Consider the following 19,071-nt stretch of genomic DNA (forward strand, 5'->3'; position numbering starts at 1 on the left):
TATTTCTAACCCTTTGAATCTAGCAGCATAGACCAGATGATTGTTCAAAATTCTGCCAAATATATACTCTGAAACAACAATGCTAGGGATATAGTTCGTCAAGCCACCTCCAGATTTCGCTTACCATTTCTGTTTCTGGACTTCTTCGCCTCTGGCATCCAGTTCCCAATTTGTACTAGCAGCCAAGTACCGGCGATCGCATTTCCATTGACAGCCTTAGCTACCAAGGGTGCACCCTCGATTGTGCAAGCCCAAATTGCAAAATCTCTAAGATGGATTTTGTAAGACGATCCCTCACGGGTTACTTTCAACCCCTGACGAATCCAGATGTGAACTGGGTCTTCAGAGATGCACAAGCAGTGACGAAGTTGATTGAGGGATAGCCAGCCAGCAGACTCATCTAGATTCCGCCTACCGTCAATCGCACCTTCTCGCTTTAATAAGGTAATGCGTCCATTCAGAGCATCATGAGATCGCGGCTTCCACCCCCTAATTTTGGCAAGTCGGTTCCACCTCTTATACAAATTAGGTGTGCGGTGAATATCAATCAAGTACGCCTCCTCCTTTGCCGACCAAACATCTCTGCCTGATGGCATTCTCCCCGGTGTTAGGGCGATCACTAGGGGATGTTTTTTAAGTCTCAAGCTAAAAGTAGTGCGGGTAATTCCGAGTTTTGCTGCCCACTCCTTCTTGCACAGTCGCTCTTTGGTTTGTGGGTGAGTGATGAAATTTTTATTCATACTGCCACCTCCGCAAGCTCCTGGGACATGATTAGCCTTAAGAATGAAACTCGGCAACACTTGATTTTCCTGAGTTCCCGCCAGTGTACGTCTACTTCGTTTGTATGCGGATAGACTTTTACGACCGTCCCATGCCATGAATAGGCTGGATTCTTAACATCACACGACGCTACATTACTACCCTGAGCGATGCCCGATATAGTAGGCAGCACCTCTATATCTGCAAGTCTGTAAACATCGTCTGGACTATCAGATTTAATTGGGAAGTCCCAGTCGATTACCGCAGTTTCGTTCTCATCGTCAATATCGGCTAGCGTCCCGTATCTGTCTTCATAGACAACTCTGCGCCCCGCCAATGGGACGCGATCCATCTGATATCTGATTTGTTCTAATAATTCTGATACCTCCGAGTACATTTTTCTCTTAGGGGGAACTAGGGCGATCACTCTCAAGTGTAATTCCGGCTCAAACTGCTCAATCCGTTTCACGGATGCCGCAACCTCGGCGTTGACTACTTTTTGCGCTTCTTTGGTAAAAGTGCTTTTTCCCCAATCTTGGCGCGGTTCCATCGCTCTCTCTAAATCAGCAATTCTCTGTAATAGCCTCTTGTTCTCCTCCTCAAGTAGCCGGAGGGATTCAAGCTCCATGATTTTTTGCTGCAACTCAATAACTTCTTTTGTCTTTGATTGCGCGATCGCCTGACTTGCAATTAATTGCTCTTTTACTGATGTGATCGCTTGTTCTTCTAGCTCCACTTTGAACCCAATTTTGGATTCGGCGATCGCGCGGTTGATCTCAGACTGCAATTCCTCTTCTGTGTAGGTTTTGGGTGTGACAATTCGTTCTACTGGTACTGTTACGCTCTCCTTCAAAGCATCCAAGTCTGTGCCGGCGTTGACGCAAGAATCAGAGTTTGAGTCCGGTAGATGTCCAGTACTGGACATCTTTTCTTTGTTTTCTCGCCGGACTTCTTTGCCGGACTGTATATGCTTCCGTTTCTCAAACTTAAGGATTTTCCCCATCTCCTCAAGCTCCTTCCTCGTGTCCCCGACCACAGTAGGCGAACACTCAACAATTTTGGCGATCGCCCGATTACTCCACTCCACAAACTGAGCATTTTCCAGCAAGAACCTGACAGCCGCCTTTTTGCTTGGCTGCTTATGGGCTTCAATGACATCCAATGCAAGCGATCGCACCAGCGTTGCAACCGGGGAATTTAACAGCAACCCCAACCGAATTGCCCCCCGTGGTGTCCACCCGTCATCATTAAGTTCCGAATCCTCCAATTCTTCATGATGACGGTCAACGACATCAAATATTTTTTGAACTTCTACCTCGTAATATTTGGCGATCGCTTCTGTCGATATTTTTCCATCGGGATTGTGCCAGATGGCAGCAAATATACACTCAGGCTTACTAAGAATGGAGTAATCAGGTTCAACAAAAGAGCTAGTTGCTAGCATTGGTAGCTCCTCTGTAAGTATTCAAATTAACTTCATCAATCCTTAATAAAACTTGTACGGCTAGCTGAAATCCCTTTTCCCTGGTTTCGATACCACTGATTACACAGTTTTCTAATTGTGTCTTTTCGACAGCTTCATCTCTGCTTAAAATTGCAATATTTGATACTGACATTATTTTCTTTCCTTTTTTGTACGTATATACGTAGTCGAGCGGAATGATGAAAGTAAACTGATATTTGCTGTAGTTGTAAAGGCTTGATATATGGCGGGTTTTGTGCCATAATTAGAGCCTAAACAAAGCGAGAAACGCGGTCTTGGGCAAAGCCCCAAGTGGAGCGATTTCTCAAGACCTAGTAACAAAAACCTGTTACATAGCAACCGCTAAGTAATGCTTGTTATTTGGTTTTTCGACTACAACGAAACAAAATTCTTCTAGGTCGTGAATGTGGCGTTCGCGACCTAGCTTTGTATAAGGGATTCACGTTCTCATCACTTCAGATGTACACGGAATAAGCACCCGCTCAATATTTATGCACCAAGATTTGTAGCACACCTCTGATGATTTATTCATGCTGCTTTCCTGCCTTTTCGCTTGACTGGTGGTGTCGCTAAACGAGCTTCACATTTGGTGAGATGAAATTGATAGTGCGGAAGCTTTGCATCAGGCGATCGCACGTCTCGCACCTCATCATCCCTACCTACCCTCAAGATGCCGTCTGCGACCATCTTTCGCAGTTGCTTAGACGAAGAAAGCCCCAGTAGCCGATATGCCGGATTTGTGTCATACCATTCGCGTTGGGATTGTTGTGGCGTTGTGGTGTTGACACCTAGCATTTCTGCTAAGATTTCTCGGATTGCTTCCCTGAGTTGGGATTTAGGAATTAATCTTTCCGTTATATAAGAAGATCCAACGCGATCAATAGATAGTCCATCTTGCGGATCTAAGTCGTTTTCTCTCATGCTGCTACCCGTGAGAAAGATGAGTCTTGGTAAGCTTGCGCCTGATAAGAAAGCGTCTTTTTTTTAGATCCTAGTAATTCTAGAGGTGCGTCTGAATTCATTAATTCAATAAATTGCTGTGGAGTTTCGCATCCCCATTTAGAAATTCGTTCATCAATCTCTAAAATTAAACATTTTTCTAAAACATGAGATACGGGAATTTGTTCAAACTTTTTCAAAAGTTCATCCAACTCTCTGTCTATGTAAATGCTTGTCGGATTTTCTCTTCTCCCTATAGACTGTTTGATTTTGAAATGCAATGGTAAAAGTCCAACAATCTGCTTTTTGCAGGATTTTAGAGTATAGATAGAAATTGGCTCTTTACTAATCGCTGCAAATATATGCAAACAATGGCGATATTCGTTATTGGGCGAATAAACAGTTTTGTCAACTACAAAACCCTCTATTTCCTTTTTTCTAACGCGCATAAACTTTTGCGAAACACTATGTGTTGCACTCTAATACGAAACACTATGTGGGGCAAGTGCATCTTGTAAAGTTTCACGTACAACAGCAAAGCTGGGTGTATGGCTAAAACTGTGTACACTCATGAAGGCATACAAAAACTAGCGGAAATTATTCGTGCCGCAAGGGGACATCTGTCGGGAAGGGCTTTTGCGAAAAAAGTGGGTCTAAGTCCGACATCCATTGATCGCATCTTGAATGGCGAGGTGATGGAGCCGGAGCTTAAAACCTTGGAAAAACTCGCGCCGCATTTAGGCTATACAAGAGATGAACTGATAGCCATTTGTGCTGATGATAATTCGCCGCAGCCAGTGAGAGAGTACAAGCTTGCTGAAGATGTTATCCCAGTTATTGACCAGCTGCCAGATCGGGAAGCTGCAAAAGTTGCACAGTATATAATTGCCCGATTGACACAGCCTAAAGTTTCACTCAATGGTGTCAAGGGTGAGGGGGTATCGTTTCACCTTGAGCTGATGTCACAAACTGATTTAGCGGATTTGCTGAGAGCGATCGCAACAAGGGTGGAAAAAGAGTAGAGAAAACAAGTTGGGTTCGCTATTTACGGCGCTTCGCCATCAAACCGTGCGATCGCTCTTTCCACTGCTTTAGAATTGGTTTTCTCATCAATGTGGCGCTGGTAAGTTTTCAAGTGTTCCGTCACCGAATGCCCCATGAGTTTAGCTGAGGTAGTCACAGGCAATTCAAATACAACGCTAACTCGAATTGCATAACAGTGACGTAAATCGTAGGGAGCTAGGTTGGCTCCTTCGATTTTTTTGAAGTAATAGTATAGCCCTTGGTAAACTCGCTTCCCCAATTCCCAATATTCCACTTTTTGGGTGCGAAACTCTTGCTGCTCCCAGAGCTTCCAGCGATCTGCCCACTCAGGGTAAAAAGGGGCGATCGTTCTTGCTCCGGTTTTGCCCTCTGAAAGGTGGCACTTGAAAGGTGGTTTGGGTTCAACTGTGGCAAAAAATATTTCATGGGGACGGAGTCCGTAGGCTGCAAGCATCCCATAGCCCCATTGCCATCGAACACTTGTGATTTGCTCCCGAATTCGGGCGATCGCTTCGTCAGTTGGTAAGTCCTTAATTATGTCCGTGGAATTGTATTTGCCTTTGTAGGGGCGCAAGTCAATATCAATCCCTGCAAAAACAGCGAGTTTACTATAACTGCTGGCGGTGTGGTATCTAGTCCAAGTGTTGGCAGGTAAGGATAATAGCGTTCTTAGCAGCAAATCTTTGGTTAGTTCGGCTTTCGCTGGAAGCCTATGAAATTGCAGCGAATAATGCCTTTTCCACGTACCAAGAGAGAATTGCTGCTGTTTGATTAAAAATTCTTCCTTAAACGCTTCTACCCAGTATTCACAAGTACTTCCTTGGGTTAGTTTCCCGGAAATCCAGTTATTCCAGGGAAATACTTGTCCAGCTTTCCACTTTACAATGTCAGCCGCTAATTCTATCGCCTTATCCTCTGCTGCTTTTAGTCCAGCAGGGTTGGCGTACATCCCCAATGCTATATCTTGCTGATGTGATTTATTTTTATTGCTATTTGGGCGCGGTGGCAGTGTTGCTCTAAGACTCAGCGTATCTCCTCTTTGCCTCAGAGATACGCCCCTCTTGCTTGCTTTGAGACGCTTATTTATTTCTTCTAACGAATACTTCATCGCCCTAAATTTGCCCTAATTATTTGGGATAATTTAGGACATTTTAGGATATTTAAGGACATTCAAGATATCCTAAATCACGAAATGAAAAACAGCCTAGCTTGCTTTACAAGCGATTGCAGAGGTTTTAGGCTATCAATTAATGTGCCGTCATTAGGACGAGATTGAAAGGCGCGTTTGCCCAATTCAATTGCTGCTAAGATACTTGTCGCCTTCGCTGGCCCAACACCAGAAATTTGCATCAATTCGGCGGGGGTAACTTCTCGCAGAACTACCAAAGGATCGCGTTGGTGTTTGCCTAATTCGCTCAAGATATATTGTCCCAAACCCACAGCAGAGAGTTTTCCCGGACCTTGACCGGTGCCTAAAAGAATTGCAATTAATTCTGCTGTGGCTAAAATTTTGGCACCATGCGTCATTAGTCGTTCACGCGGACGCTCATTTGTAGGTAAGTCGGCAATTCTGAGGCAATAAGTCATAGAAAACTAAGAAAATCGTCACTAAAGATGTAACTATCCTTAGTTATCCCTTGTTTGCTCTAAAAATCATCTTTATTTGAGAAAATCTTTAATTTTGGGAAATTTTCTCTATTTATGTATATTTTTTACCTATAAGTTTAATAAAAGAATTTTATATGAGAGCAACACACCATGTCATCCGCAGCGATCGCTACTGTAGTGAAGATGATGGAGTCTTTATCTGTTGAGGTACAGGATAAAGTTGCAGAGCATCTTCGAGAATACATTAATGACTTACAAGATGAAACTCAGTGGAACGAATCTTTCCAGAGAACGCAACAAAAACTTGTAGCTGCTGCACAGCGTGCTAAACAAGAAATCGCTGAGGGACAAGCTAAGGCGTTGGATTATGACCAACTATGAAATCGGCAGTGCTACCCTGATTTTGGTCTGAATATAGTTATTGGTACATTTGCGTTGCTTTGAGCATGTGGTAGGTAATTATTAACTGAGTCAGAGCCAGGGGATAACTTTGGATTGTTTCCCCAGTTGTACCAGCAATTTTACCCAGTTCTGGATTACTTTCGCGATCGCAAATATTTCGTAAATGAGGCATATCGGAACAAATAATATGCTCTAGCTGATTCACCTGTTCTAAGGTGGCATGACCATCAACTTCTAAGACATCTACGGGCTTACTCATATCTCTGTCTAGCCCCAAGCGGATCGCTGAGTCGGAATTACCATAGCCAGAGTTAATAATCTGAGTAAAATCTGGATGGGGAATTGTCGGACGTAGTACCAAACGCACATTTAAATGTCCATTAGTTTCATCATCTTCCCCGGTGGGTGGATAAAAACTAATGACGATATCAGACCATTGCCGTTGCGGACGAATAAATTGTGCTGAGTCTGGTTCGCGCTTTTCTAGTTCCGCTAGTACCTGTTCAGCAGAGTAGCCCCGCTTTTGGGTATCCCGATTGACTTTCCACTTAGCGCGTAGTGTTTCCGGGGGTGCAAGGTAAACTTTCACGTCGTAAGAGTCACGCGCCGCACGAGTAGAATAACCGAGTAATCCCTCAATAATCACGAATTTATTCGGCTTGATATACTGCGGCGCCTCGAATGTGCCGGTTTTATGGCTGTAAACTGGTTTGAGAATCGGCTGTCCTGTGCGTAGCAACGACAGGTGTTGCTGCATAATATCTAGGTGGTTGCAGTCCGGGTGGAGAGCAGTGATGTTAATATCTGCACGTTGTTGGCGATCGTAACGGTGATAATCATCTGTACAAATGATTGTGACATTTTCTGGGCCGAGTACCTGAGCGATTCCTCGCGTTAGTGTTGTTTTCCCAGCAGCGCTGTCGCCGACAATACCAAGAATTATTGGACGACTCATCATACCTCCCAGAATCAAAGCAAGTTTATTAATAAAATTCCCGACGATAGTTTTAATTCTAGAAGGGTTTAGGCGAGTAACTCAAACAAAGGCTTGCTATGCAATATCTCTACATATAGAATGTCTGTGCGCTGGTTTATGGATGTAGCTGCTGAGTTTTAGAATCAGCGTCCGAATTTTGTGGTATTTCACTCTGGCGATCGCTTTAAGTCAGGTTGAAGTAACAAACCTGACCTAAGATTATCTTTCACTGAGCGGCATCAAGATTAAACTAGAGCGTAGACTTTAGCTTCCCAGGGGAAAATACCTTCTCTGCCTACCCATTCAGATGCAACTATCCGCTCTTGAGTAATTTCCTGCCACTGCTTACCAACTGGGGTTGCAGGCCAATTCGGGACTCTGTACTCAGAACCAACAGAAGTGCCATAGTCAGAGAAATTCGCCACAACAACTACTAATTCATCGGCTTTATTACCACGCTGCCAGACTATAACTCGTTTACCATCATTAAAGTCAACATGAATAAATTGAGTATCATTTACAGCTAAAGCATTGGAAGTTTTACGCAAGCGAACCAACCTAACAACGTATTGGAAAATGCGTTGCCGCCAATCATCTTTTACACGGCTGTAGTTAACTGGGTCAATCTGCTTATGCTCATCTGTTGGAACTAAATCCTGCTGGTCGGCAAATTCGTCTCCGGCAAGGATCATGGGAATTCCTACAGAGGTAAGCAGGCAGACAAATGCCAACTTAATGCGCGGTTCAGTATGATCAATTCCATTACTAACAAGGTAGCTGAAAAAACGCTCGTTACCATAACCGCCAACATCATGAGAAGTGATATAGTTTACCGCCTGAGAACCATCTGTAAAGCCTAAGTTTCGGCAATCAATTAGTTTGCGGATACTCCATTCAAAGCTGGGTTCATCCCAGGCATTCTTACCTAAAATCACCTGTCGGATGATTTGCTTAAACTTTTCATTCCAAAGTCCATCCAGACGATTTTGTTGGATGAGAGATAGGGGTACACTCAATTCTTCGCCAACTACGAGAAAGCGGTTGCCGCTTCCACCTCTTTTATCCCAAAGGCTGCGGGCAAAATCCTTGAATTCCTGCAAAAAGTCATAGTTGGCAATATTATTGACGCTATCTAACCGTAGACCATCAACTCGATAGTATTCCAACCAGTGGGCAATATGGGCTTTTAAATATTCACGGGCTGGGACAAGCCAGGACTTTTGCCCAGTAATCGGGTTATAGCCCTCTACCCAATAGTTGTACTTAAATAAATCGCCACCAAAGCCATCTCTTGACCCTTGTTCTGGATCACCACTAGCCCATTTGATGTAAAATTCCAAAAAATTAACGTTATGGTAAGGATTATGCAGCGAAAATGCCATCACCACATCCACAAAAAAGCGCAACCCTTGATGATGGCAGACTTTGATCAGATTAGCTAAATCAGTCGAAGCAGTAGGTGCTGATTGGCTATCTGGGCGTCCTAAGTCAAAATCTGCTGCAAAATAATTTGCTGTACCATAGCCCCACTTGAGATCATCATCACTGTCTTCTGGTGGCAAAAGTTCTAGAGCGTTGATTCCCAGTTCCACAAGATGAGCGCGGTCATTCAAGGCGCTGACTATGAGAAAAGTCGGAGCGATCGCTTCTGGTATTAACAGTGCCAGTACGTCACGAAATGTGCCAGTTCCTTCTTCAATCAATCCATTTGAGTTAATCTTTGTCCAACGGGTTGGTAATTCGTAAATCACCAGTTGATTATTGGTTGGCAGCGTCTCTAAAGGAGCATCGTCTTCCCAATTTACAGTTTGTCCTTCGGGATCACAGGGAATCAGCGCCCCATTTTGATAAAGCACGACGCTTGCCGGATCCGAGCTAGTAACGCCTCCCGATTCTGACGGCGTTGGTGCAAGTAAGCGTCGATCCACAGTCGTTGCTGTTGGATCTGTGCAGTAGAGAATTTGGTTAGCATTAGCAGAGTCGTAAGGATCTGCGTTGCGGACTTTAAACCAGTAAAAGTACACCTGTCCTTCTGTCAGACTAGATTCTTGAGCTGAAACTTCCCACAATTCTGGAAATTCTGTTGATTGACGAAGCGGGATTTCTTTGAATTGAGCTAATCTGTCTGGGCTTTCGGGAGCAGTGTTGCCAATGTAGAGAGTAGGAGCTAATTCTGAAGCACCGGGACGCCACAAGACAAAATGAGTTTTTTTGCGGCTCAATAGATCGATAGGCATTAGAAAAACCTCTGGGTGATTAAAGTTCAACTATGAAGTTCTTATACAGCAGCCGAGTGTTATTCCAGACAATAGGTTGAATTTCTTTAAACTGTCAATATTAGGCAGTGAATTAAGTATTTTGCTGGTAAATTTAGCGCTAGTAGGTTGGGTGGAGCGGAGCGCAACCCAACATATATCAGGATGTTGGGTTACGCAAAGCCTCCAACGCCACTTGCTACAACGCGGGGAACCCGCGCAACGCAGTGGCTCCCCAACCTACAATTTTTTTGTCACATTTTAGCCTAGACGCTCCACTACAAGACTAGCGAGATTTTTTCAGAAATCAAATATGATTCCTATATTCCAGACGATAGGTTGAATTTCTTTAACCTGTCAATATTAGGCAGGGGATCAAGTATTTTGCTGGTAAATTTAGTAAGTGTTTAATAAATTAGTCAAAGAAATTAAAAAACTTTTTTAATAATCATGTTAAGCCGGAATTTTCGTGGATTAAAGAAAAACGCACGTTATGACAACTCAAACACTAGGACTCGAACAAAACCTCTATGACTATTTACTGTCGGTCTCTCTCCGAGAACCGGAAATTTTAACCCAACTGAGACAGGAAACAGCCCAGTTTCCAATCGGGAGAATGCAGATTGCTCCCGAACAGGGGCAATTTTTGGCGTTACTGGTACAGTTGTTGGGAGCTAAAAAAACTTTGGAAATTGGGGTATTTACAGGTTATAGTTCCCTGGTGGTGGCGTTGGCGTTACCGAGGGAGGGTAAGGTGGTAGCCTGTGATATTAGTGAGGAATTTACCACGAACGCTCGGCGCTATTGGCAGCAAGCAGGAGTGGCGGATAAAATTCAACTGCACATTGCCCCAGCTTTGCAGACTTTGGATCGACTACTGGCAACGGGAGAAGCGGAAACTTTTGATTTTGCCTTCATCGATGCAGATAAGAGCAACTATGATGGCTATTATGAGCGATCGCTGCAATTAGTGCGATCGGGGGGACTGATTGCGATCGATAATGTTCTCTGGTCAGGGAAGGTTGCCGACCCCGAAGTGCAGGATAATAGAACTAAAAGGATTCGTGCCTTTAATCAGAAGTTGCATCAAGACCAGCGAGTTAGTCTGAGTTTAATTGCGATCGCAGATGGCTTGACTCTGGCACTGAAGAAGTAATGTTAAGGTACTCCCAAATCGTGTTGAAGTACTCCCAAATCGTGTTGAGGTACTTGAAAGTCGTGTTGAAGTACTTGAAAATCGTGTTGAGGTACTTGAAAATCGTGTTAAGGTACTCCCAAATCGTGTTGAGGTACTTAAAAGTCGTGTTAAGGTACTCCCAAATCGTGTTGAGGTACTCCCAAATCGTGTTGAAGTACTTGAAAGTCGTGTTGGAGTACTTCAAACTTTGTCGCACCGCGATCAAGTACACAGGTACGATCGCTTTATCGCTCAATTTTTGCCAGACCCAATTAAAAAGTTATAACTTCTCTTACATATATAATAGGGTTGAGGGATTATGAGCAAAACGGTAAATTAGAGAAAAGCGTTTTTAATAAAAACTCGCCCCGTGGCAAAAATTACTTTAGAAGTACCAGACGAACCAACAGACCAATTAGCACAGATAGGCGATCTTCCTCTCTAGCGACTGCCGCCGATTGTCCACATCAATACTCGGGGGTGCCGACTCATTACCCTTCCCCTTCACATAATCTTCCCACAAAATCCTCTCCATATCTAATTTTTTATTCTCCGTGTCAAAATCTTTCACTGACACCCCAACCGTTTTTAATCCCGACACGTCCCTGTTACCCTTCCTCCAAACTTCCCGTCTCCCTTTCTCTATACATTTGTTGTAGTATATTTTCAATAATTCCAATAACTTATTCTGGTCTTCCGTGTATCTTTCAATCGTCCGCTCTCTTTTCATCGCCTCCGCCTCTTCGTTATTCAGCGCTACTTTCTCTGCCCGTTTCCTTGCCTGTTCTTCCTCTTCCTTCGTTAGGCTCTTCGTCGAACTTGGATTATCAAAATTTATGCTTGGATAATACGATTCCGCTACGTATACTATCTTTTTATGTTTTGTCCAGTTTCCCGGTTTATTAAATATGTGACCTATGCTATTTGATGCTGTGATATCTATTAGCGCTTCCTCCCCATTGCTCAACGAGATCAATACATCGGGTCTCGTCCCCTTCAGTCTTCCTGTTACTTGTAACCCATGACCTAGCATCGCTATCCCTTTGTTTGCTTTTCCCTCTATGACGTAGCCTGCTGCCGTCGATGGGTGCATTTTTTCCTTATTTTTTTTATACTCTGACATTCTGTAGATATATAAGTCTGTTTGGGCTTGGGACGCTCCCGTATAATCCCCTTTAATGAATTCCTCATACGCTTTCATTACTAATTCATCAACTTGTAACGCCAACCTGTCCGCCTCATTCTCGATTTCCGGCAAGCATTCGCCTGTTTTTTTGGGTTTGTGTTTTATGAGAGTCCTTTGGATTACTCCCTCTGGTATTCTCTGCGCTATGTCGGGTTTGGCTTTAACTGCGCTCCCTTTCTGCTGGATAACGTGAGTCAGCTCATGGGCCAGCAACTCTTGTCCTCCTTGACTTCCTGGGTCGTATTCCCCCTGCCGAAACAAGATAGCTTGCCCTGTGGTAAAAGCTTTTGCCTGGATGGATTGGTTGAGCTTGTCTGATTTGGCATCGGTGTGTATCTTAACGCCGCTGAAGTCAGCCCCAAAAGCTTGCTCCATTGGTAATTTGATACTATCAGCTAATGATTGTCCGCTCCCCCGTGCCTGTTTTATCTCCGTTTCCAAGTCCGCTGTAGCTTTTAATCCACCCACAGCAGCTCGTAGCTGTAACATTGGCTTCATTTGAAGTTTTTCCTCTTCTTCTGCCACCTCCTCGCGTTGTCTCCGCTGACTTTGACCGGCCTGCTGTGGTGCTGGTGTATTGATCTGTTTAACTACCTGGGAAGCTACCCCGTCTGCTTCTTGTTCGTACTTATCTCCTGGCTCTCCAATCGTCAGTTTCCTTTGCACCTGTGGCTGTGATGCTGCATACGCACGACTTATGGGGATTTTGGCAAAGTTGTAACTAAAGCGAGACGCATATTCCTGTCTCCTCTGCGACAAACCACTCATTTTTGCTTGCAATACAGTGAGCCGTTCCTGTCCCTCTGGCGTTTCCCTCTGGCGTTATTGTGGCATTTTTCGCCTGGAGTTCTAGTTTCGTCACCTCTAACTTCTGCTGTTGTAATTCTTGATCTTCTGTTTCCGTCTGCGTGAGATGCTTTGAGGATTGCGGTTGAGCTTGGACAATACAGGAGTGCGACTGGAACTGACTCTGCACTGGGTTTGAAGCGGACGAGTCAGCTTTATTGTGGATGTGCGATCGCTTGTTCATTGCCTACCTCAGAACTTAACTATCGGTAAAAAAATATTATCTCACACACCATTGCCTTAAACCATTAGACATTAGTCCATATCATTGTTGGCGCTCCTTCTTCGCGATCGCCGAAGGCGGGGCGAAGCGCATCGCACGCTGATCTACCTTCATGCATGGGCAATGTTGATGTTTTATCGACTAATGAGTCTCAAATGTTCTCCCGTAGCGATGAAGAACAATTAAAATGGGCATTAGATAATCAGCGTGTTATTTATAGCTTTAATGTTCGAGATTTTTAGAGAATTCATACTAATTTAGTAGAACAAGGACAACGACACGCAGGTATCATTTTAGGGTTTCAAAATTATTCGATTGGTGAGCAAATGCGTCGAATTTTACGATTTTTTGCCAATAAATCAGTAGAAGAAATGCAAAATCAAGTAGAGTTTTTGAGTGCTTGGGATGAACAATAGTGCGATCGCGCCATTATTTGCTGGTTCAACCTCACCTAAAAGCGATCGCTCATGATTGATGAGCGTGTGTCACTGAATAGCCCGTCGTAGACATCGCCAACAGAAACGCAAGCCTGACCAAAGCTGCCAAAGATGTGAGTTAAAATACTAATATCTTCATAACTACTCACGCAGACAGTCCCCGAAAAAGCGATCGCTATGCTTCAGTATCCCCATCTCGAACAAGCGCTAAAATATCACTTTGGTTACGACCAATTCCGCCCCGGACAACGGCAAATTATCGAAGAGGCGCTGCAAAATCGAGATTTAATGGTTGTGATGCCGACTGGTGGGGGGAAATCTCTGTGTTTTCAGCTACCAGCGTTGTTAAAAAATGGTTTAACGGTAGTGGTGTCGCCCTTAATTGCTTTGATGCAAGACCAAGTAGAAGCACTGCGAAATAATAATATTAATGCGACATTTCTGAATAGCAGTTTGAATGCTTACAATGTGCGATCGCGGGAAGAAGCCATCCTCAACGGGAAAGTAAAATTACTCTACGTCGCCCCTGAACGTCTGCTGAGTGAAAGGTTTCTCCCGTTTCTCGATTTAGTTAAAGAAAAAATCGGTATTTCTAGTTTTGCGATTGATGAAGCGCACTGCGTTTCTGAATGGGGACACGATTTTCGTCCAGAATATCGCCAGTTAAAATCTCTGAGAAAACGCTATCCTGATGTTCCTACTGTCGCCCTCACCGCCACAGCAACCGATCGCGTTCGTAGTGATATCATTCAACAATTGGGACTAAAGCAACCTAGCATCCATCTCGCCAGTTTTAACCGTGAAAATCTTTATTACGAAGTTCGTCCTAAAACTAAATATGCTTACGCTGAATTGTTAGAACTAATTCGAGAAACTGAAGGTTCGACAATTATTTATTCTTTAACTCGGAAAAAAGTTGATGAACTCACTTTTAAACTGCAAAATGATAAAGTTGTTGTTCTGCCTTATCACGCCGGATTAACTGATGAGGAACGTAGTAGTAATCAAACGCGATTTATTCGAGATGATGTCCGAGTTATGGTGGCAACAGTCGCCTTTGGGATGGGAATTAATAAACCCGATGTGCGGTTGGTAGTTCACTTTGATATGCCCAGAAACATCGAAAGTTATTATCAAGAATCGGGTCGGGCAGGTAGAGACGGAGAACCATCTCGGTGTACAATATTTTTCAGCTTTGGTGATGTTAAAACAATTGAATGGAGCATTGATCAAAAAACTAACCCTCAAGAACAGTTGATTGCCAAACAACAACTGCGGCAGATGATCGATTATGCTGAAGGCACTGATTGTCGGCGAACGATTCAACTGGGTTATTTTGGAGAAAGGTTTGCTGGGAATTGCGGTAACTGTGACAATTGTCGTCATCCCAAACCGATGCAAGATTGGACAATTGAAGCCATGAAGTTTTTATCTTGTGTGGCGCGTTGCAAAGAAAGGTTTGGGATGCTACACATAATTGATGTGTTGCGGGGGGCAAAAAAAGACAAAATTATCCAGTACGAACACGATAAACTTTCTACCTATGGTATTGGTAAAGATAGAACTCTAGATGAATGGCGAATGTTGGGGCGATCGCTTTTACATCAAGGGTTAATAGAACAAACTAGCGATGGTTACTCAGTTTTAAAACTAAATGCCTTAAGTTGGCAAGTAATGCGAAAACAACGCCCAGTTTCCCTAGCTGTAACCACAGTCCAAAAGATTACCTGGGAAGCGGGGAGTGAAAAAGCAGAAGTTGCAGAGGTATTATTACAGAAATTGCGATCGCTACGTAAACAATTAGCTGATGAGCAATCTGTACCACCTTACGTCATCTTCCACGATTCTACTTTAAAAGTGATGGTACAGGTACAACCCCAAAACTTAGCTGAATTTGCCAAACTTTCTGGTGTAGGTAGTCACAAACTCGCTCAATATGGCGAAAAGTTTATTACAGAAATTCGCGCCTACCGCCAAGAAAAAGGTTTGCAAAATAAATCTGTTACTTCCGCTTCCGTATCATCTCCCAACTCATCTTCTTACACCGAATTACAGACATTACAATTACATCAACAAGGTTTAAATATTGCTCAAATTGCCCAAAAACGCAACCTTAGTCCGGCAACAGTTAGCAATCATTTAGAGAAATTAATTGATAAAAATCAGCCAGTTGATTTAAATATATTAGTACCTTTAGAACATCAACAAAAAATTTGGCAAGTTTTAGAAGTACTCGGTGACATTTCCCTCACTCCCATCAAAGAACAACTAGGTGAAAGCTACACTTTTGATGAAATTCGCTTATTACGGAGTAAGTGGCGGCGCGAAAATCGCAAGTGATATTATGTCTATTAAGCTTGCTGCTATTATTTTTTGTTTATATTTTAGTGAGAACTTTTCACTTCCCAGAGGTTTTGCTTTCGACCTTTGTAGACAAGCTTCACTTTCAGTTTTTGATTTTCCTCAAATTTATTGACTGGAAATCTGGGAGACTCCAGTAAAAATATATTGGTGAATTTATCAGGAATAATTGGGAGTTGTTTAGTATTTATAAACTGGAACTCAACGTCTGGATTAAGTACATGACTAAGAGATAGTACCGTTGGTATATTCTTTTCAAGAATTAATAGCGGATGAGAAGTTTGGTTAATTAGCTTAGATGCTATAACGTGGTCAAGAGTTCTTTTAGTCCACCAAGTTTCTGCCTGGGAACTAACATAACAAGATATAATCCCCCCCATCAGAAGAGCAACAAAAGATAATTTCCATAAGTTAGCGATAAACAGTTTTCTATTTATAGGATTCATTTTCTTAGCAAATAGATAGGCTACAGATAAATGAATACCCAAGTAAGAGGGAACAAAATATCGTGCCATAATCGACCGATATCCCCCTGAAACCAAATCTAATAGCACCATGGGTAGAGAGTTAGCAGCCATCAATATCAGAAGAAAAACTGATATTGATGCGGGCGTTTCACGGCAAACAAAATAAATGGAGTATCCAACTAAAATCAACAGTAGAGGAATTAAATAAATACCGAAAGATAGATTAAATCTAGAATCTGGTAAGTATGTAAATAAATACCAAAAATCCATAAAGCTATAGCTGATATTTCTCATCCATTCTTGAATGATATTTGATATTGGCATAGTTTCAAATGCCCACTTTGAAGTTTCTTGAAAACTATTATAATTAACAGCAATAGCCAAAATCCAAGGAAGAAATGCTAAAAGTGCCAACAATGACGCGAGAATATAAGCAATGACAGTTTTAGTAAATCTGAAGCGTTCAATGACCAGCAGATATAATCCATTTCCAATTGCTACTAATATAGTGAGTAGGTATGTGTATAAGCCAATCGTCATTGTTATTGCATAGAGCAACCAACTCACCTTTGTTTTTAGTCGCAATGCTCGCAAAAATGACGCACTTGATAGGACAATAGTTACTGCCCATAAACTATAAGGTCTTGCTTCTTGGGCATACAATATATTAAAAGGTGAAACAGCCATAATTGCCATTGCTATCCACCCCACCATTGATGAACCAAATAATTCTAGACACAACCAATATGTGCAAGGGAAGATTAGCAGACTTATCAGTGCAGAAATACTCCGCGTTACTGCAATAGAATTACCAAAAAGTTTTACCCAAAACCTGGCTATTAGAAAATATAGTGGTGGAAGCTGTGGTTCTTCTAGTGCTAATCCTTTAATAGTATCAGTGAATTTTTTTTGAGAATTTGTGCGTTGATATTTGTGTATATCTTCTATAGTAACTATTCTACCATCAAATAGTTGGCTCTCTACTTCTTTTGCTGTATAGCCTGAGAGCCTTAATGATGTGAAAGTTTCATCTCCCCAATAAATCTTTTTATCTAAATTAATGAATCGAAAAAATATTCCCAATGTCAATACAATGATAATTAAAAATTTTATGCCTATTGGAGTTATTGATAATTTCTTCATTCAACTATTTTCCTCTTTCTTTTTCTATATGGTGTGATTCATATTATGTCAATCGTTATATTAGTTACGTTTTAGTTTAGCTTCAATCAGTAATTATACTGAATAAATTCTCGCAGGGGCGCACATTTAGCTGTGCATTGGTGTCAACTTAAGCTCAAACCCCTTTTAAAACCTCCTTTCCAGCCTGATTGGGCTACTTTGCCGCAAGTCAAGATACGGAGCCTCTGATTACTCTCATTAGAGAATATATAAATCCTTGTTTCTTCGTGCTTGATTGTAAGCAAAGATTTTTTGGCTTTGCTGATAAAGCAAGGCTTTAACTCATCCCCCGGCTTCAAGCTGGGGGATTTCGAGTCATTAGTCATTAGTACCAATGACTAATGACTAAATCGGCGGGCGGCTATTCCTCCCACTCCTTGAAGGTAGGGGATTCCCGCCGATTTTCGTTGAAAAAGATTCAAAGCCAGCATCTGGTTTTTCTCTCTTCACAAATATAAAAGAGCGCTAGGGTATCTCACTTCAAGCATCAGCAAACTTGTAAGCTAACCCCGTAACAAAATGTAACACGTCAAAATCTTTGTGATTGCTTCGTTGTACTTGCAATCTGCTGTATATTAACCCTGTCCTTTTTCACGTAAAATAAGGGCAATAAAACTCAATTTATCAAAGGAGAATACTCGTGTCTTATCTCGCAAAGCTAAATCAGTCACCACGTTTAATGACTCTTGCTGCTTGTGCTGCAATCATGGCTACAATTCCAATTAATTCTGCTTTTGCAGCACCGACCGATCCTAGTAGTTATCCAGCTTCCTGTGGGAACATTCGTGTTACTGGAGCTACCTTAACGGCAAGTTGTCGCAGAATTAATGGCACATATAGGTCAACATCAATTTTGATTCGGGGAATATACAATAATAATGGAGTTTTGCTTTATAGTAGTAATCCCAGATCCGCTAGTAGTTATCAAAATTCTTGTCGGAGAATTGGTGTTACTGGAGCTACCTTAACGGCAAGTTGTCGCAGAATTAATGGCACATATAGGTCAACATCAATTTTGATTCGGGGAATATACAATAATAATGGAGTTTTGCTTTATAGTAGTAATCCCAGATCCGCTAGTAGTTATCAAAATTCTTGTCGGAGAATTGGTGTTACTGGAGCTACCTTAACGGCAAGTTGTCGCAGAATTAATGGCACATATAGGTCAACATCAATTTTGATTAAGGGAATATACAATAATAATGGAGTTTTGCGCTATTCATAGGTAGACATTAGGCTGCGTTAAAGTTTGTTGTTTTACCAAAATTTAGATGAGGTAGTTTATCTACCTCATCTAAATTTTAAAATAATTTACTTGCAAAGAGTCCATTAGTTCGGAGAACACTTGGCACAGAAATCAGGACTGAATTTACAGAATTGGCTACCTGTCAATCCATAAGCTGTACAATAAGGAAAACTGGTAAGTTCGACTCTGGCAGTTTGTAATTTGGAACCATTGGGTAACGCTTCACTAAGTTTGGTTTTATCAGCCAGAAGGATAGCTACAAGTCTAGGGAACGCCACGCAAGCAGCAATATTGAGCAGCGTTAGCAGTATAGTGTCTATCAAATTCATAGGTAATCATCTCCTGTGAAACGTAGGCGATCGCTATTCTTAGATGCAAATACAATCTATTGCTTGCAGTCTATGTAAATCAACTTTAACATAAATTTTTGTAAATATAAACGTGGAATTCCTGGAATTATCATATACAGAAGGAAATGTG

At 42.2% G+C, this 19,071-nt stretch carries 18 protein-coding genes and 1 pseudogene; 5 read left to right on the forward strand and 14 right to left on the reverse strand.

The window, feature by feature from the left end; translation table 11 throughout:
* Positions 1-98: 98 nt before the first annotated feature.
* From HWQ38_RS34860 to HWQ38_RS34880, 5 genes are all read right to left on the reverse strand, one after another.
* A complete protein-coding gene (locus HWQ38_RS34860) occupies positions 99-740 on the reverse strand; it encodes a hypothetical protein (protein WP_292803301.1) in 642 nt (213 codons plus the stop codon).
* Positions 737-2,203 (reverse strand): hypothetical protein, encoded by a 1,467-nt coding sequence (locus tag HWQ38_RS34865; RefSeq protein WP_292803304.1) that lies wholly within the window; start codon positions 2,201-2,203, stop codon positions 737-739. The genes HWQ38_RS34860 and HWQ38_RS34865 overlap by 4 nt, the downstream gene beginning before the upstream one ends.
* Positions 2,190-2,375, reverse strand: a complete 186-nt coding sequence (locus HWQ38_RS34870) for a hypothetical protein (protein ID WP_292803307.1) — start codon at positions 2,373-2,375, stop codon at positions 2,190-2,192. Before HWQ38_RS34870 ends, HWQ38_RS34865 begins: the two co-directional genes overlap by 14 nt.
* A gap of 395 nt (positions 2,376-2,770) precedes the next feature.
* Positions 2,771-3,163: a hypothetical protein gene (locus HWQ38_RS34875; protein ID WP_292803309.1), complete on the reverse strand. Its 393-nt coding sequence runs from the start codon at positions 3,161-3,163 to the stop codon at positions 2,771-2,773.
* Positions 3,160-3,630 carry a hypothetical protein gene (locus HWQ38_RS34880; RefSeq protein WP_292803311.1) on the reverse strand — a complete coding sequence of 157 codons (471 nt, stop codon included), beginning with the start codon at positions 3,628-3,630 and terminating at the stop codon, positions 3,160-3,162. Before HWQ38_RS34880 ends, HWQ38_RS34875 begins: the two co-directional genes overlap by 4 nt.
* Before the next feature lie 99 nt (positions 3,631-3,729).
* On the opposite strand from HWQ38_RS34880, the gene HWQ38_RS34885 reads away from it, so the two are divergent.
* Positions 3,730-4,203, forward strand: coding sequence for a helix-turn-helix transcriptional regulator (locus HWQ38_RS34885; RefSeq protein ID WP_292803314.1), 474 nt, complete (start codon positions 3,730-3,732; stop codon positions 4,201-4,203).
* A 23-nt stretch (positions 4,204-4,226) separates the two neighbouring features.
* Here the strand turns inward: HWQ38_RS34885 and HWQ38_RS34890 are convergent, their stop codons facing one another.
* Both HWQ38_RS34890 and HWQ38_RS34895 read right to left on the reverse strand, forming a co-directional pair.
* Positions 4,227-5,333 carry a hypothetical protein gene (locus HWQ38_RS34890; RefSeq protein ID WP_292803317.1) on the reverse strand — a complete coding sequence of 369 codons (1,107 nt, stop codon included), beginning with the start codon at positions 5,331-5,333 and terminating at the stop codon, positions 4,227-4,229.
* Positions 5,334-5,464: 131 nt separating this feature from the next.
* A pseudogene (locus tag HWQ38_RS34895) lies at positions 5,465-5,812 on the reverse strand (UPF0758 domain-containing protein); the annotation flags it as partial.
* 171 nt (positions 5,813-5,983) lie between these two features.
* Here HWQ38_RS34895 and HWQ38_RS34900 point away from each other — a divergent pair.
* Complete coding sequence (locus tag HWQ38_RS34900) at positions 5,984-6,214, forward strand: hypothetical protein (RefSeq protein WP_292803320.1); 231 nt, start codon at positions 5,984-5,986, stop codon at positions 6,212-6,214.
* Between the two features lie 37 nt (positions 6,215-6,251).
* Here HWQ38_RS34900 and HWQ38_RS34905 read toward each other — a convergent pair whose 3' ends face one another.
* Complete coding sequence (locus tag HWQ38_RS34905; protein WP_292803496.1) at positions 6,252-7,190, reverse strand: phosphoribulokinase; 939 nt, start codon at positions 7,188-7,190, stop codon at positions 6,252-6,254.
* 266 nt (positions 7,191-7,456) lie between these two features.
* Positions 7,457-9,448 (reverse strand): alpha-amylase family glycosyl hydrolase, encoded by a 1,992-nt coding sequence (locus HWQ38_RS34910; RefSeq protein ID WP_292803323.1) that lies wholly within the window; start codon positions 9,446-9,448, stop codon positions 7,457-7,459.
* Positions 9,449-9,959: 511 nt separating this feature from the next.
* Here HWQ38_RS34910 and HWQ38_RS34915 point away from each other — a divergent pair.
* Positions 9,960-10,622 carry a class I SAM-dependent methyltransferase gene (locus HWQ38_RS34915; protein WP_292803326.1) on the forward strand — a complete coding sequence of 221 codons (663 nt, stop codon included), beginning with the start codon at positions 9,960-9,962 and terminating at the stop codon, positions 10,620-10,622.
* A gap of 436 nt (positions 10,623-11,058) precedes the next feature.
* Here HWQ38_RS34915 and HWQ38_RS34920 read toward each other — a convergent pair whose 3' ends face one another.
* The 3 genes from HWQ38_RS34920 to HWQ38_RS34930 form a co-directional block, all read right to left on the reverse strand.
* Entirely contained in the window at positions 11,059-12,495 is a 1,437-nt protein-coding gene (locus HWQ38_RS34920) for a DUF4157 domain-containing protein (RefSeq protein ID WP_292803329.1), read from the reverse strand.
* A gap of 55 nt (positions 12,496-12,550) precedes the next feature.
* Complete coding sequence (locus HWQ38_RS34925; protein ID WP_292803332.1) at positions 12,551-12,859, reverse strand: hypothetical protein; 309 nt, start codon at positions 12,857-12,859, stop codon at positions 12,551-12,553.
* A gap of 490 nt (positions 12,860-13,349) precedes the next feature.
* A complete protein-coding gene (locus tag HWQ38_RS34930) occupies positions 13,350-13,484 on the reverse strand; it encodes a hypothetical protein (protein WP_292803335.1) in 135 nt (44 codons plus the stop codon).
* 28 nt (positions 13,485-13,512) lie between these two features.
* Here HWQ38_RS34930 and recQ point away from each other — a divergent pair, with 28 nt between their 5' ends.
* Positions 13,513-15,675: a DNA helicase RecQ gene (gene recQ / locus HWQ38_RS34935; protein WP_292803338.1), complete on the forward strand. Its 2,163-nt coding sequence runs from the start codon at positions 13,513-13,515 to the stop codon at positions 15,673-15,675.
* 44 nt (positions 15,676-15,719) lie between these two features.
* Here recQ and HWQ38_RS34940 read toward each other — a convergent pair whose 3' ends face one another.
* On the reverse strand, positions 15,720-17,306 hold the full coding sequence (locus HWQ38_RS34940) for a glycosyltransferase family 39 protein (protein WP_292803341.1): 1,587 nt from the start codon (positions 17,304-17,306) through the stop codon (positions 15,720-15,722).
* Positions 17,307-17,985: 679 nt separating this feature from the next.
* Here HWQ38_RS34940 and HWQ38_RS34945 point away from each other — a divergent pair.
* Positions 17,986-18,570, forward strand: a complete 585-nt coding sequence (locus tag HWQ38_RS34945) for a CVNH domain-containing protein (protein ID WP_292803344.1) — start codon at positions 17,986-17,988, stop codon at positions 18,568-18,570.
* A 104-nt stretch (positions 18,571-18,674) separates the two neighbouring features.
* Here the strand turns inward: HWQ38_RS34945 and HWQ38_RS34950 are convergent, their stop codons facing one another.
* Positions 18,675-18,920: a hypothetical protein gene (locus tag HWQ38_RS34950; RefSeq protein WP_292803347.1), complete on the reverse strand. Its 246-nt coding sequence runs from the start codon at positions 18,918-18,920 to the stop codon at positions 18,675-18,677.
* Between the last annotated feature and the right edge of the window lie 151 nt (positions 18,921-19,071).

The sequence above is a fragment of the Nostoc sp. NMS7 genome, assembly GCF_017115085.1.
In the GTDB taxonomy this organism is placed as follows: domain Bacteria; phylum Cyanobacteriota; class Cyanobacteriia; order Cyanobacteriales; family Nostocaceae; genus Nostoc.

Bases quoted from the DNA above. Each gene is read 5' to 3' on its own strand.
- HWQ38_RS34860 (WP_292803301.1), bottom strand. From the start codon at position 740: ATGAATAAAAATTTCATCACTCACCCACAAACCAAAGAGCGACTGTGC.
- HWQ38_RS34865 (WP_292803304.1), bottom strand. From the start codon at position 2,203: ATGCTAGCAACTAGCTCTTTTGTTGAACCTGATTACTCCATTCTTAGT.
- HWQ38_RS34870 (WP_292803307.1), bottom strand. From the start codon at position 2,375: ATGTCAGTATCAAATATTGCAATTTTAAGCAGAGATGAAGCTGTCGAA.
- HWQ38_RS34875 (WP_292803309.1), bottom strand. From the start codon at position 3,163: ATGAGAGAAAACGACTTAGATCCGCAAGATGGACTATCTATTGATCGC.
- HWQ38_RS34880 (WP_292803311.1), bottom strand. From the start codon at position 3,630: ATGCGCGTTAGAAAAAAGGAAATAGAGGGTTTTGTAGTTGACAAAACT.
- HWQ38_RS34885 (WP_292803314.1), top strand. From the start codon at position 3,730: ATGGCTAAAACTGTGTACACTCATGAAGGCATACAAAAACTAGCGGAA.
- HWQ38_RS34890 (WP_292803317.1), bottom strand. From the start codon at position 5,333: ATGAAGTATTCGTTAGAAGAAATAAATAAGCGTCTCAAAGCAAGCAAG.
- HWQ38_RS34900 (WP_292803320.1), top strand. From the start codon at position 5,984: ATGTCATCCGCAGCGATCGCTACTGTAGTGAAGATGATGGAGTCTTTA.
- HWQ38_RS34905 (WP_292803496.1), bottom strand. From the start codon at position 7,190: ATGAGTCGTCCAATAATTCTTGGTATTGTCGGCGACAGCGCTGCTGGG.
- HWQ38_RS34910 (WP_292803323.1), bottom strand. From the start codon at position 9,448: ATGCCTATCGATCTATTGAGCCGCAAAAAAACTCATTTTGTCTTGTGG.
- HWQ38_RS34915 (WP_292803326.1), top strand. From the start codon at position 9,960: ATGACAACTCAAACACTAGGACTCGAACAAAACCTCTATGACTATTTA.
- HWQ38_RS34925 (WP_292803332.1), bottom strand. From the start codon at position 12,859: ATGAACAAGCGATCGCACATCCACAATAAAGCTGACTCGTCCGCTTCA.
- recQ (WP_292803338.1), top strand. From the start codon at position 13,513: ATGCTTCAGTATCCCCATCTCGAACAAGCGCTAAAATATCACTTTGGT.
- HWQ38_RS34940 (WP_292803341.1), bottom strand. From the start codon at position 17,306: ATGAAGAAATTATCAATAACTCCAATAGGCATAAAATTTTTAATTATC.
- HWQ38_RS34950 (WP_292803347.1), bottom strand. From the start codon at position 18,920: ATGAATTTGATAGACACTATACTGCTAACGCTGCTCAATATTGCTGCT.